This is a genomic window from Humisphaera borealis (assembly GCF_015169395.1).
In the GTDB taxonomy this organism is placed as follows: Bacteria; Planctomycetota; Phycisphaerae; order Tepidisphaerales; family Tepidisphaeraceae; genus Humisphaera; species Humisphaera borealis.
Genome location: NZ_CP063458.1, coordinates 3,126,082 through 3,140,397, shown reverse-complemented (window position 1 = coordinate 3,140,397; position 14,316 = coordinate 3,126,082). Strand labels below are relative to the sequence as shown.

General features: G+C 63.9%; 6 protein-coding genes. 5 read left to right on the top strand and 1 reads right to left on the bottom strand.

The genetic code is table 11. The features are described from left to right. The first annotated feature begins 494 nt into the window (after positions 1-494). The 4 genes from IPV69_RS11650 (at position 495) to IPV69_RS11635 (ending at position 6,351) form a co-directional block, all read left to right on the top strand. Positions 495-1,883, top strand: coding sequence for an FAD-binding oxidoreductase (locus tag IPV69_RS11650; RefSeq protein WP_206295282.1), 1,389 nt, complete (start codon positions 495-497; stop codon positions 1,881-1,883). 5 nt (positions 1,884-1,888) lie between these two features. After that, positions 1,889-2,683 carry an SDR family NAD(P)-dependent oxidoreductase gene (locus tag IPV69_RS11645; protein WP_206295281.1) on the top strand — a complete coding sequence of 265 codons (795 nt, stop codon included), beginning with the start codon at positions 1,889-1,891 and terminating at the stop codon, positions 2,681-2,683. Between the two features lie 332 nt (positions 2,684-3,015). After that, positions 3,016-4,230 (top strand): Kelch repeat-containing protein, encoded by a 1,215-nt coding sequence (locus tag IPV69_RS27560; protein ID WP_206295280.1) that lies wholly within the window; start codon positions 3,016-3,018, stop codon positions 4,228-4,230. Positions 4,231-4,536: 306 nt separating this feature from the next. Continuing rightward, positions 4,537-6,351: a Kelch repeat-containing protein gene (locus IPV69_RS11635; protein WP_241180010.1), complete on the top strand. Its 1,815-nt coding sequence runs from the start codon at positions 4,537-4,539 to the stop codon at positions 6,349-6,351. 120 nt (positions 6,352-6,471) lie between these two features. On the opposite strand, the gene IPV69_RS11630 is transcribed toward IPV69_RS11635, so the two are convergent. After that, a complete protein-coding gene (locus IPV69_RS11630; RefSeq protein WP_206295278.1) occupies positions 6,472-6,999 on the bottom strand; it encodes an outer membrane beta-barrel protein in 528 nt (175 codons plus the stop codon). A 696-nt stretch (positions 7,000-7,695) separates the two neighbouring features. Here IPV69_RS11630 and IPV69_RS11625 point away from each other — a divergent pair. Next, entirely contained in the window at positions 7,696-14,175 is a 6,480-nt protein-coding gene (locus IPV69_RS11625) for an autotransporter-associated beta strand repeat-containing protein (RefSeq protein WP_206295277.1), read from the top strand. The last annotated feature ends 141 nt before the right edge of the window (positions 14,176-14,316 follow it).

The window sequence follows — 14,316 nt, the reverse complement described above, 5'->3', positions numbered from 1 at the left end:
TGACACGGGCTTGCAGCCCGTGCTAGGTGCATCTCACACCAAAGGACGTCCATACTCAGTCCCCGCATTTTGACAAAACGAACCCGAGGCGGCCGAACGAACCCGTCGGCGCAAGCGGCGCCAGGGAACGTGAGATCGTGCGCGGTGACACCGTCGCACGGGTCTCCGGAGTACCGGCGACCCGTGGCACCAGTTCGCCGAACGAACCCGAGAACTTGGTTCGAAACCTGTCACCTCCATTCTGCCGAACGAACCGGAGACGGCCTGATCGGACCGCCCTGGGGACGGCAAGGGGAATCGCGCCACACAGCACTTGACGAGAGCCGGTACCGCCATACTATATGTTAGTGTAATGTTCGATGTGGTCAAGAAGAACTTCTGGCCACACCCTTGGCTCCTTTACGGACCAAAGACGAAAGGCGGGATGATGCCGTCGCTGTTCACTTGGCCGGGCGGCGTATAAGGTTGCCCGGCCGGTGCCGCCGGGCTGCGCCATGCCACCGTTCGTCAAACAACTTCTGTCCGGCTGGGGCAACTTCAGGCCGGACGAATGCCGCGTTTTTCGCCCTGAAAAACTCGCCGACCTTCGTGCGCTGATGTCAGACGGTACGCGCGATGGCGACAACCCGCCGGCGGCCTCGGAATCGACCCGAAACGATCTGATCGCCCGCGGGCTAGGCCGCAGCTACGGCGACAGCGCCACCAATGCCGGTGGCGGCGTCGTCCTGAACACCCGCATGGATTGTCTGATCGGGTTCGACCCCGCCACCGGCGTGGTCGAGGCCGAGTCCGGCGTGTCGTTTGCCACGCTCATCGACCTGTTCCTGCCACGCGGGTACTTCCTCCCGGTCACCCCGGGCACCAAATACGTCACGCTCGGCGGCGCGATTGCCGCCGACGTCCATGGCAAGAACCATCACCGCGACGGCACGATCGGGAACTTCGTCCAAAGCCTGCAACTGCTGACCGCCGCCGGCGACGTCGTGACCTGCTCGCCGGACGACAACGCCGATCTCTTCTGGGCGACCGTCGGCGGCATGGGGCTAACCGGCATCATCCTCTCGGCCAGGCTGAAGCTCCTTCCCGTCACGTCGGCTTACCTCGAAGTCGCCTACCGTCGCGCCGCCAACCTCGACCAGGCGATGGAACTTCTCTCCGGCGGCAGCGACCGGCAATACAGTGTGGCGTGGATCGACTGCCTGTCGGCCGGCGTCAGCATCGGGCGGTGCGTGCTGATGGAAGCCGATCACCTGCCGGCGGACAAGTTGTCCGGTCGGCGGGCTCGACAGCCTTTGAAATTGCCGGCGCGGCGAAAGCGGTCGGTGCCACGCCTGTTCCCGTCTTTCTTCCTGGGTCGGCTGGCCGTCAAAGCGTTCAACAAGCTCTACTACTTCAAGCACGGCGACGGGACGAGAATCGTCGATCTCGACCGCTACTTCTATCCGCTCGATGCCGTCCACCACTGGAACCGCATCTACGGCCGGCGCGGTTTCGTGCAGTACCAGGCGCTCTTCTCAACCGAAACCGCCCGGGCCGGGCTCGGCGAATTGCTCGCGCGAATCGCCGAGTCGGGGAGCGCCTCGTTCCTGGCGGTGCTCAAGCGGACGGGTGAGCAGGGAAAAGGCATGCTCTCGTTCCCCTTTCCCGGTTACACGCTGGCATTGGACCTCAGGAACAACGGTAAGCTCGAAGCTCTGACGCAGTCGCTCGACGCGATCCTGCTCAAGCATGGCGGGCGTCTGTACCTGGCGAAGGATTCGACGATGTCGCCTGAAATGTTCGCCGCGATGTACCCAAGGCTCGAGGCATTTCGGGCGGTCAGGCAACGGATCGACCCTGGCAACCGATTCAGTTCGACGCAGTCGCGGCGACTTACGATTTGAACCGGATGCCCGATCAACCGACAACCTCCTGCAACTATCTCGTCGTGGGTGCCACCTCGGGAATCGCCCGCGCGCTGGTGCGGCAACTCGCCGACGATTCTCTTCGCCGCGGAACCGCCTGTGGTTTCGTTCTCGCCGGCCGGGACGGCGACGAACTGGAACGGCTGGCGGCCGACCTGCGAACGCGGGCCGGCGCTGCGGTGTCTGCGGTCGCGACGTGCAAATTCGACGCCGGCGCGATCGACACCATCCCCGCGTTCTTCGCCGAGGCTGCTGTCGCGCTTCCCGGCGGACTGCAGGAGCTGGTGCTTTGTCACGGTTGGCTTCCTGACGCCGAGGGATCGAAGCGCGACCCGGCGGTGATGCGGCAACTGATCGACGTCAACTACACGTCGGCGGTGATCGTTCTCGAGCTGGCGGCGGCGCATTTCGAGCGGCAGGGAACGGGCGCGATCACGGGGATTTCCAGTGTCGCCGGTGACCGCGGCCGCCAGAGCAACTACCCCTATGGCGCGAGCAAGGCGGCGCTGTCGGCGTACCTGCAGGGCCTGCGCAACCGTCTGTATCACCGGGGCATTCCAGTGCTGACGGTTAAGCCGGGCTTCACCGATACCGCCATGACCTGGGGCCGTATTTCCTCCGACAGTCCCCTGAACGCCTCGCCGCAGCGCGTGGCCGGGCACATCGCCCGTGCGATGCGGCGTCGTCGAAATGTCATCTACACGCCCTGGTTCTGGCGGGTCATCATGCTCGTCTTCACCAGTCTGCCCGAAAGCATCTTCAAGCGGTTAAAGACCTGAGCGCACGCCATCGTCGGCGCGTCACACTTCAAGAGCACCGCGGCGCTGCTATACCGGGTTGGGGAAGGGCCGATCGTAGCCCGGCGGCTGCCAACGGCGTCTTCGCACTTACGTTTCCTGGCGTGGCAAGTGCGATTCCGAAAACCTTCGCCATTGCAGATTGTTATTAATTCGCAAGCCGATAAGAAGATCTTGCGGCGTCGACTTCATATTAGAAATGTCTCATTTCCCTTTTGTCCGTTCGGCAGAGATTGCGGCCACGATACGCTCGCCGGGAATGATGGCGTCTGGATGAGCCATCGCTTCCGAGGTCGTGAGGCGAGGTCGTTTTCGTGCGAAGCCGTACCGTTCGAAATCAGGAGAGGGGATGTATCGTCGAGCCGCTAGAGGGTCGAGTTCTCTACCACGCGGGGCATGAAGGGCTGCATATTGTGGGGACGCTGGTGCCCTGGACGCACGCGCCGATCGCACCGATTGTCATCGTTCCGCCGGCGCTACCTTCGTTGCCGCCGCCAGTGTCGCCGCCTGCCGCACCGCCGGTGGGTTCACCCGCTGTTCCTCCGCCGATAGCGCCGAACCAGCCTGTGCCGCAGGAGCCGGGGCCCACGGAGCCTCCGGGCGCGGCGCAGCCACAGTTCAGCACCATCCAGTGGGCAGACCTGCGTCCTAGTGCCACGCCGCTTGCCGAATCGCTCAGGGGCATTTACGGCAACCGTCTGTATCTCTTCGGAGGCTTCAGCGGAAGCGCGGGGCCGGTGGTGAATGCGCAGTATTTCGACGCGGCGTCGGGCGCATGGACTAATATTAGATCTCTGCCAGAACGCATCACGCATGCCGGAGTTGCACAGACAGGGAGCGACGTCTACTTCGTCGGCGGCTACGTGGGTAACGGCCCCGGGTACCAGCAGGCATTCGGGTCGTCGCACGTCTGGAAGTACAATTTCGAGTCGGACAATTACGACCGATTGACCGATCTTCCACGCAAATATGCGGGCGGCGGGGCGGAGATCATCGATGGGAAGTTGCACTATTTCGGCGGGTATACGCAGCAGCGGCAGGACACCAACGTTCATCTGGTTCTCGATCTCAATGACCCGTCGGCGCGGTGGCAGGAGGCGGCAACGATGCTGACGGCCCGAAACCACATGGGCCACGTCGTTTACGGCGGACGAATCTTCTCGATCGCCGGGCAGACCGGCACCGATGAGGGACTTGTCACCCGGCGGGATGTCGAAGTGTTCGACCCGGCGACCAACACCTGGTCCTATGTGTCGCCGATCCCACGCGGGGTATCGCACATCAGTTCTGCGACGTTCGTGATGGGGGATCGCATCATCGTGGCCGGTGGCGAGTCTGCTCATAACGTTCAGGTCCGCGAGGTGTGGGCCTATACGCCGGCGACCGATCGATGGGAGGCGCTCACGCCACTACCCGCCCCACGCTTCTCTGGTGTCGCCGCCGCTTTTGCAGGCAAAATCGTGTTTGCCACGGGGGGCTCGGCCACGAGCAACTGGCTCGGAACGCCAGTTTTGGCGACGGGCGTGTAGAGGGAATCACAGGTCTTAGCGCTTCTCAAATCTCGGTCTGACGTGAACTTGATCTCCGCCCGCCTGTCCATTCCGGGTTGCTTCAACGGAGAGATTTTGAGGATTACCAGCCTAATCCGGCGCAGTTAGTTTGCCGGGGTCGTCATCGCTACGGTCTCGAAAGCGCAATCCGGAGGTCTTATGTTGCGGACCAGATTCACTGGCGTTGGTCGTGCCAATGCGGTTCCATCGAGGGTGGTTACAGGGACGCACACCGAGGTGCTGGAAAGACGCGTTCTCATGTGTGCCGAGCACGTCTTGCCATCGGTGCTGGGCGCGCGGGTTTCGTGGTTGGACGGACCTGTCGATTCCGGTGCGATCGTCGGATCAGTGTCGGTCGACGGTGTTTCGTCGGCAGGCGTGGTTATGCCGCGCGTCGTGGGGCCTGCGGCGTCGCAAGTCACTCCCGCCGGCGTGACCGCCTTGAGGCTGCTGAATGCGGCCACCGATCAGCCGATCGGCAACTTGGTGGACGGAACAGTCATTGATATCTCGGGGGCAAAGACATTCAACGTGACCGCGGAGGCCCCGGGATACGGTTCTGTCAGCTTCTATTTGAATGGCAAGCTGGTTCGGACCGAAAGCGTTGCGCCGTTTGCGGTTGGCGGAAACGACGGGAGTGATTTCTTCGCCTGGAACCTGCCTGCGGGGAATTACACGCTGACATCGGTTCCGTATGTGAACAAGGGCGGCACTGGAACGGCGGGCGCGAGCAGGACTGTGAGCTTTGTGGTCAGGTCCGGGACGACAGTTCCCCCACCCGTGTCGCCGCCGCCGGCCACCCAGGGCATCACGTCACTGAAGCTGGTTAACGCGGCTACCGATTCGCCCATCGGTGAGTTCACCGCTGGCACCAGGCTCGATCTCTCGGGCGGTAAATCCTACAACGTCGACGCGCAGCTTTCGCCGGGATACGCGTCGGTCCGATTTTTCCTCGACGGCAGGGAGATTCGGGTCGAAAGCACGGCACCGTTCACCGCCGGTGGAAATGACGGCAGCGACTATTTCGCCTGGAATCTGTCAGTGGGAAGTCACACGCTGACCGTGGTTCCGTACGCGAACAAAGGCGGCATGGGAACGGCTGGTGTCGCCAGGACGGTCAATTTTTCAGTGTCCAGCGGCACCGCGGCCCCGCCGGTCGTGCCACCCACGATTCCGTCATCTACTCCGCCGGCTACGGCGACGTTCACCCAGCTCAACTACTCGGCGAGGGCGGCCAATCCGATCGCGCGGGCCGAATCGCTGACCGCGACCTACAACAATCGCGTTTACACCTTTGGCGGATTCAATCAGGCAAACGGGCCGGTGTTACGGTCCGACTACTTCGACCTGACGACCAACAGCTGGACGCGTATCAAGGACCTCCCCGAACGCCTGACCCACGTGGGCATGACGCACGACGCAGAGAACGCCTACTTCGTGGGCGGCTATGTGGGCACCGGGTACGGATACGGACAGGTCTTCGGGTCGCGAAGGGTGTGGGCGTACAACTTTGCGACCGACACTTACACGCCGCTTCCCCAGCTGCCGCAGGCATACGCCGCCGGCGGGGCGGCATTGCTTGGCAGAGAGCTGCACTACTTCGGCGGTCAGAATGCCAACCGGGCTGACGTCAAGGTGCACCTGGTCCTGAACCTGGACAACCCGGCGTCGGGCTGGCAGTCGGGCGTGCCGATTCCGACGGCACGCAGTCACATGGGTGCGGTCTCGTATGGCGGAAGGATTTATGCGATCGCCGGCCAGATCGGTAACGACGAAGGCCTGACAACGCTGCGCACGGTGGAGATCTACGACCCAGCCGCCAACGCCTGGACGAACGGTGCGATGGTGCCCGCAGCCGTCTCGCACGTGACGTCCGCTACGTTCGAGATGGGCGGCCGAATCCTGCTGATGGGCGGAGAGGCGGCGCATGGCTCACCGGTGCGCGGCGTGTATGCGTATAACCCGGCCACCAACGCCTGGACCACCCTGTCGCCACTCCCTGCGGCACGCTTTTCGGGCGTGGCCGGGGAGGTGAATGGCAAGATCGTGTTTACAACCGGAAGCTCTTCGACAACGACATGGCTCGCGACGCCCGTTTGAGCTCGAACAACACCCGCTGGCGGAAGCAGCTGCGGGGCCAGAAAAGACAAAGACGCCCGGCGTTCGCCGGGCGTCTTTGTATGGTCGTTTCCGTCGCGCGACGCTTCGGAACTCAACCGATTAGAAGCGGAAACCGACGCCGACCGTGTACACGAACTGGCCGTCGTCGAAGGCGTTGGACACGTCGTCCGAAGCCGCCTGGTCAAAGAAGAACTGGTATTCGGCCGTCACGAAGATGAAGGTCGTGGCGTTCACGAAGACCTTGATACCGGCTTCGGGAGCGGCCGCGAAGGTGTCCTGCACGCCGTCACCGTAAACGTAGCCGATGTTGGCACCGATGAAGGGGACGAACTGGCCCTTTTCGCCGAGGGGGAAGTGAAGGTCGATCGCCGCCCGGGTCGAACCGCTCCAGTCGCTACCGAAGAAGTCGGAGTAGGTCACGGACTGACGAACACTCACTTCGAGGTTGTCGGACAGGAAATAGCCAAGGCTGCCATTGAGGTTGGCGGTAAAGCCTTCGAAATCCTTGGTGTTGGCTGCGCCACCGCCGAGGGTGACTTCCCACGGGTTGACAACTGCAGCCTTAGACGTCGAGGCGAACGAGCAGAAAGCCGCCAGGGCGGCAACAAGAAGTCCTTTACGAAGCATGCGAGATCCTCCAATTGTCGACCCGGATCACCAGAACCGGGAAGTGGCGTTCATCCGCAGTCGCGGCATCGCCGAGTCGACCATCGCCGGAACCTGGAGTCGCGCTTCCCGGTTGCCTGGAGATGTTCGCTCGCAAGACGACCCACACGGCCGGCTCGCTTCCCGGTCTCCTCGTCTCGGATAGCCATCCGGGAATGTTGGAAACCGAAGTCGACAGGTCGGGAGGCTACCGTCTGCAGCGACTTTAGTGAATAGGGGAAATAGCATGACCTGCCCGTCTGTGAGTCGTATTGCTTTACGCAAGCAATCAAAGGCCGGCCTTCCAAATTTCTCGATGAAACGCCTAAGTGCAATACAGAAAATAGTTTAACTCCAAGTCGCGGCTGTCGCATTTTCTGCGTTGTCTGTGTTGCGCAACGGGGTATACTCCTAGGTAAGTGGAGTATTTCCTTCCAATGGGTGATTTCCGAGTCCTTTTGCGACTCCCGGCGGATTCGATTTCGATTGAATAGTTGAACAGCCCGTGGGGTGCCGACCGTGTGCCGCTTGTTCGCGGCGACGGGTCGTGTTGGACGTGGAGAGTTCCTTGGCGGTTGGATCTCTGATCTGAGGGTTGACGAGGATTGTGTGTCGTTCGCACATCCGTCAACGCGTCTGGCAAACGCGCTTCGTTTTGTGGTTTGTGGAGGAGTTGTCGTGGTGAAGTTTAACAGCATTCGGTCCAGGCGTGTTGTATTTCTGGCCGCAGCGGCGGTGGTCTGCGGGTTGGGGAAGACACCCGATGTCGTCGCTCAGACCACCTACACGAACGCGAATAACACTGCCCTCTGGAGTGACGGCGGGAACTGGAGCTCGGGCGAGCCGACGTCGCTCCTCGAAGCCGTCTTCCCGGCAGTCATCCCCGCGGCCGGCAGCCCCTTGTCCCTCAGCGCCGGCGAACTGGCCAATTCGCTGACGTTCAACAACACCTACACGCTTAACGCCGGCGACCTGACGCTGACGACCGGCTCGATCACGGTCGCGCCGACCTTCACCGCGACGCTGAACTCCACCCTTCTGGGCACCGCCGGCCTGACTGTCAATCCGACGGCGAATCTGGGCACGGGGGTGTTGACGCTCGGCGGGACGAACACGTTCACAGGAGCCGTCGCCGTTCAGGCGGGCACGCTCCGGTTCGCCAACATCACCGCCATCAACGCAGCCAGCGCGACCAACGACATCACGCTCGGCACGACCACGACGACGGCGACGCTCGACTACACCGGCGCGTCGGCGACGATTGCCCGGGTTGTGAATCTCGGGTCGCTGGCGGGCAGCCCGACCGGCAACGTGATTAACGTCGCCACCGCCGGCCAGACACTGACACTCAGCGGCCGTATCCTCGGCGGCCCGGCCACGACGAATACCGCCCTGACCATTACCGGGCCGGGCACCGTCTTCTTCAGCAACAACGCCGTCACACTGGGAACCCAGAACGACTTCACGGGCAATATCGTGGTCGACGGCGGCAGCGTTCAGGTCGTCGGCTTGAACGGCGTCAATAACGTCGCCGGCGGTACTTTGGCATCGGAAGGAACCCAGTTCGGCACCGGCGACAAGACGATCACGCTCACCAACGGCGGGCGGTTCATCAACAACACGACGACCTTTAATCCGATCGCCGACGTTGGCTTCTCCAAGGGCATCATCATCGGTGCCGGCGGCGGCACGATCGAGGCCAACGCGCAGATCAGCCTGGACGACGCGAACCAGTTCGGCGGAACCGCGGCAGGCGGACAGTTGACCAAGACCGGCGCCGGCCGGCTGTTGCTCGGTCAGGCCAGCACGTCCTACGACGGTGCCCAGACGTTCGTCAACGCCGGCGTCCTCGAGCTGCGCGACGCCAACTCCCTGGGCGACAACCTCCCCAGCCTCACGACCAAGTCGGTCATCAACCTGGCGGCGGGAACGACGCTCGATCTTCGCAACAACGCGGCGACCGCGTTCAACTACCCGGTTGTCGCGGCGGGAAACGCGACGTTCAACGTCGACCGAACCACTGCCAACTCGGGCCTCACCCACACGCTCGGCCCGGTGTCGATTGCCGGTGGCACGATCACCGTTACCGGCGGAAATACCTTCGCGCTGGCGACCGGGGTTGTCACGCTCAACGGCAATCCGACCTTCGACGCAACGTCCGCCAATCTGACCGTTGCCTCGCTCGACGCCGGCGCGGCGTCCCCGGCCCGCACCATCACCAAATCCGGCGCCGCGTTTATGGCCGTCACGGGTGCCGGAACCAACTTCACGGGCACGACTGTCGTCAATGTCACCGGCGGCGGAATGAGCGCGGGGACCCCGACCAGCTTCGGGCCGGCTGCGAACGTCTCGGTCAGCGGCACAGGGTCGCAATACCTGCAGTTGGGAGCGGCCTCGGGATACAACTACACGTTCGCCGCCGACACCATTCTCGCGGGCAACAATGCATTCCTGGCGAGCCTGAACACCACCGGCGCGGGCACGAATCTGAACCTGTTCCCGAACACGATTGCCCAGACCGAGGCCGGCGGCAACGCCGCGTTGGCGGCCCGCGTCGGGTTTGCCAACGACGCGAGCCGAATCTTCGCAATCGCCGCCAATGTTGGCGACGCCTCGCTGACCGTCGGCACGGGAACGCCCTGGGCGGGTGTCGGCAACGATCGCCTGGCCCGCTCGCTGCCCACGCCGGTGATCATCGCCAACAGCGATTTCGCGCTCCAAGCCGGAGGCGGCGGCACCTTCACCTTCGGTAACGCCGGAACGCCGAGCATCACCCTCGGCGGCGGAGCGACGGCCGTTACGGCCACGGTCCGCGGCGGCGTGGTTGTCCTGGGCCGGTCCGCCCCCAGCTACCCCAACACCGTGACTTTTGCGGTCGCCAACGGCGCCACCCTGCAACCGACCGCCGCCAACGCCTTCGGAACCAATACCACCGCCGGCGGCGCAGGCAACAACGCCAGCGTCAGTGTCCTCAACGGCGGTGCCTTTAACCCGAACGTCGTCGCTCTGAATGCCAACATCACGATTCAGGTCGGCGGCATCCTGAACATCGACGACGCAGCGAACCTGTCGGGCACCGGGTCGATCACGCAGTTCCCCGGGTCGATTACCCGCATTACGGCCAACGGATCGACGGCACTGGGCGGAACCCTGTCGTCGGGCACCGTGCCGGGATCGATTGTCCGCTTCAGCACCGCGAACGTCGTCGGCCTGGGTACGGGCGGCGTCACCGGAACCAATCCGGCCTCGAACTATGTCATCAACGGCGCGTCCACAACGATCAACAGTGTCACCAACCTCGGACCGCTCGCCGCGGCTGCATTGACTTTGAATAGCGCCGGCAACGTCGTCGTCGCCGGCACGATCGACCCGATTCCCACCGGCACGTTCAGCAACGACGGCTCCAGCCGCGTTGTGACGTCAAACTCGTCCACGGTGAACTCGGTCATTACGATCGGGGCCAACGGGGGAACGATCGCCGCATCCACCGGCACCACGCTGACTTTCCGTACCAACCCGACGGCCAGCTCGACCGTCGGCGTGAGCATTGCCGGTGGGAGCAACACACTGAACTTCGGCGTTCCGGCCGGCAGCGGCCTGATCGACGGCCAGGCCAAGTCGGGTACCGTCGATTTCGGCGGCGGCACCGGTGTCAGCATCGTCGCGGGTTCTGTGAACGTCTATTCCGGCATCCTCCAGAATCTCGGGGGCGGCATGACGTACAACATCGGTGGCGGGACCGGCGTGACCCGGGTTTACAACGGGGCACAGCTCATCTCGGCCACTGGCACGCTGTCCAACACAACGCTGCAGGTCGATGCCGGCGGCTTCGGCCGGTTCCGTGCAGGTGGAACCGACAACGTCGTCGCCACACAGCAGATCGCAGGCTTGCAGGGTACCGGTAGTGTCACCATCGGTAACAGTGCCGGCACGAACCGCGATGTCATCCTGACGATCGGTGCGAACAACGCCAATACCACGTTCTCGGGCGTGATCTCCGATCAGGACGGCACGCGCAATGGCGGCATCACCAAGACCGGCACCGGCACGCTCAGCCTCGCCGGTGCCAACACCTACACGCTGGCGACGGCGGTCAACCTCGGCACGCTCGCGTTGACCGGCGGATCGCTCGGCGGGACGGCCGTGACCGTCGGCACGGGTGCAACCCCCACGGCTTCGGCGGGCAACGCCACGCTGCTGATCGCCGGCAACCGCTCGATCGGCACCGCTACTGCGGGCAGCCTGAACATCATCGGCGGCAACACCGGCGGCACGCCGCTGGGACAGGGCACGCTCAGCCTGGTGGACGGCACGGTCAACACCCTGACGCTCACCGATCGCACACCCACGAACGCCAACACGTTTACCTTCGGCAGCAACACCGCCGGCAACAACGCGGTTTTGAACCTGGAAATCGGCGCCACCGCCGACCGCATCCAACTCGGCGCCGGCGATACCGCGACCATAGGCACCGGCGGGACGAACATCATCAACCTGGTCGGCATCGGCGGACTGACGGGAACCACGCCGCTCGTGCTGATCGACGCACCCGGCGGGCTGGCCGCGGGGTCGTTCTCGAACTTCACCCTCGGCACGGTGACCGGCAACTTCGCCGGGTACAGCGGGTTCACGCTCGGTTCGTCGGCAACACAGCTGTTCCTGAACGTGCCGGCGCTGGTCGGTACCGGCAACGCCTTTTGGACCGGCGATGTCGACGGCAACTGGAGCACGGTCGGCAACACCAACTTCGCGACCGACATCACCGGAGCGACCGACCTGGGCGCTTTGCCGGGGCCGGGCAGCAACGTCACGTTTACCGCGAACACCGCCGGCAATCTCGCCACCACGCTCGGTGCCGATACGGCGATCAACAGCCTGACCTTCACCGGCACGGGCACGCCCGCCGCCGCTGGTGTCACGATCTCCGGCAACACGCTGACCCTCAACGCGACCAACGCCAACGGCAACACTGCCGGCACCGGCATCGTGGTGGCCGCCGGATCAGGGGCGCACACGATCAGCAGCAATGTCGTCGTGGGTGCCTCGCAGTCGTGGACCAACAGCAGCAGCAATCTCTTCACCGTCTCGGGAAACGTGGACTTGGGTTCGAACGTCCTGACGGTCGCCGGCACCGGCTCCAATGCTTTGTCGGGCGTGGTCAGCGGGGCGGGCGGATTGCTCAAGACGGGCACGGGAGTGACCACCCTCTCGGCGGCCAATACCTATGCGGGCGCGACCACGATTAACCAGGGTACTCTGGCATTCACTACGAATCAGTCGCTTGCTGGAGGGTTTGGCTTCGGGTCGGCCGCAAACACCACGACCGTTGGCACGCTCGATCTGTCCGCGGCAAACGCCACATTCGGTTCTTTTGTCGCCCAGAACAATTCGACCACCGCGAACGTGGTGACGATCGGGGCAGGCCGGACCTTGACGATCAACGGCAACGTGAGCGTCGGCAGCGCGACCGATGGTGCCACCACCGTCGTTAACATGACCGGGCTCACCGGAACGCTCACCGTAAATAATGTGGGAGGCACATTCCGTGTCGGCGTGGGCCCTACGGCGGCGAACCTCTCGAGCACCTCGAATCTGAACCTGTCCGGGCTGGGCACCTTCAATGCCGATCTCGGCGCGGTCGGCAGCCTGACCGTTGGCGCTTCCAGCGATAACGACGCGACCGACAGTGCAACCTTTAGCCTCGCCGCGACCGCCAATACCATCACGGCCGGAACGATCAACATCGGCAACAGCGGTGCTGGTGCTGCGATGCTGATGCGGCTCGGTGGGGGCACGAATTTCATCAACGCAAATACGATTGCACTCGGCATCGGCGGGCGGGATTCCGGCCAGATCCTGTTCCAGGGCGCGGGTGGATCGGTTGTCGTCCGCGCGGCCAATGGCGCGGGCCGGGCCATTCTCAATCTCGGAACGACCGGTGGCGGGACCACCAGTTACGGGCACACGAACTCATTCAGCACGACGGGTCACAACGCCGACCTCCTGCTGGGCGCGGTGACGCTGGGTGGGCAACCAACCCGCGCCGGCGCGGCGACAAACAACCTGTCGTTCGACCAGGGCACTCTCGATGCCAGCAGCCTGACGCTTTCGGCCGGTAAGACAGCCGGCGCCGGCAGCGTCACCAGCACGGTCGACATCGGTGGCGGAACGGTCAATATCAGCAACGGCGTGCTGCAGATGGGCAACAACGCCGCCACCACCGGCACCGTGGGTGCTTCGATCGCGAATCTCAATATCACCGGCGGTAACGTAACCATCGGCGCGACCTCCGGCGTCGCGATTCGTACCGCCACCGCCACCACGGCCGGTTACACCGCTACCGCCACGATTAACGTCACCGGCGGCTCAACCACCCTCGCCGGCGATATTGTCCGCGGCGGCGGGTCGGTCAATGCGACCACCACGCTCACCCTCAACGGCGGTCTACTGAACCTCGGCGGCAATGCCATCGGCGACGCCACCAACCCGATCAACAACCTCAACTTCCAGTCTGGTACGTTGGCGAATGTCGCCTCGATCAACGGCAGCGGGGGGCTCACCAAAACCACGACCGGCACGCTGACCATCACCGGCACCAGCGCCTACGCCGGGCCCACCGCCGTCAGCGCCGGTACGCTTCTGGTCAACGGTTCCATCACCGGCGTCGGGGCCGTGACCGTTGCGACCGGTAGCACGCTCGGCGGGACCGGCAGCATTGCCGGGCCGATTACGGTGAGCAGTGGCGCTGTTCTTTCGGCCGGCAACGGGATCGCCCCTGCCGACGACCTGGTTTCGTCCGGTGGCTTCACCCTCGGCGACGGGTCCACCATCCAGTTGACGCTGGGCGGCGGCGGTGCCCACTCGACGCTCGCCCGCACCGGCGGCACGACGATCTTCGACACCGACCAGGCGTTTGCGTTCATCGATGCCGGCGCCCAGGCCGGCACCTATGACAACATCATCACCGGGCTCGCCGCCGACCCGATCACGACCGCCTGGACGATCACCACCCCGAGCTTCGTCGGCACGTTCAGCTACGATGGCGGTGGCGGCCCGGGCAATATCGACCTGGTGCTAACGGCCGTCCCCGAACCGGCGACCGCCGCCCTCCTGGCGATCGGCGGCATCGGCCTGCTCTCCCGCCGTCGCCGGCGTTGAGTCGAACTTTCGTCCCGCATAAAGAACGCCGGGCTTTCTTCGACTGCCTACGAGTCGAACGGAAGCCCTGCGTTTCTCTTGTTCTGTGCAGCGACTAATCCGTCTGAAGGCGGGCGACTTGTTGGGGACAAGGGTACGTTG

Excerpts from the sequence above, each read along its gene's own strand:
- IPV69_RS11650 (WP_206295282.1), top strand. The coding sequence starts at position 495 with ATGCCACCGTTCGTCAAACAACTTCTGTCCGGCTGGGGCAACTTCAGG.
- IPV69_RS11645 (WP_206295281.1), top strand. The coding sequence starts at position 1,889 with ATGCCCGATCAACCGACAACCTCCTGCAACTATCTCGTCGTGGGTGCC.
- IPV69_RS11630 (WP_206295278.1), bottom strand. The coding sequence starts at position 6,999 with ATGCTTCGTAAAGGACTTCTTGTTGCCGCCCTGGCGGCTTTCTGCTCG.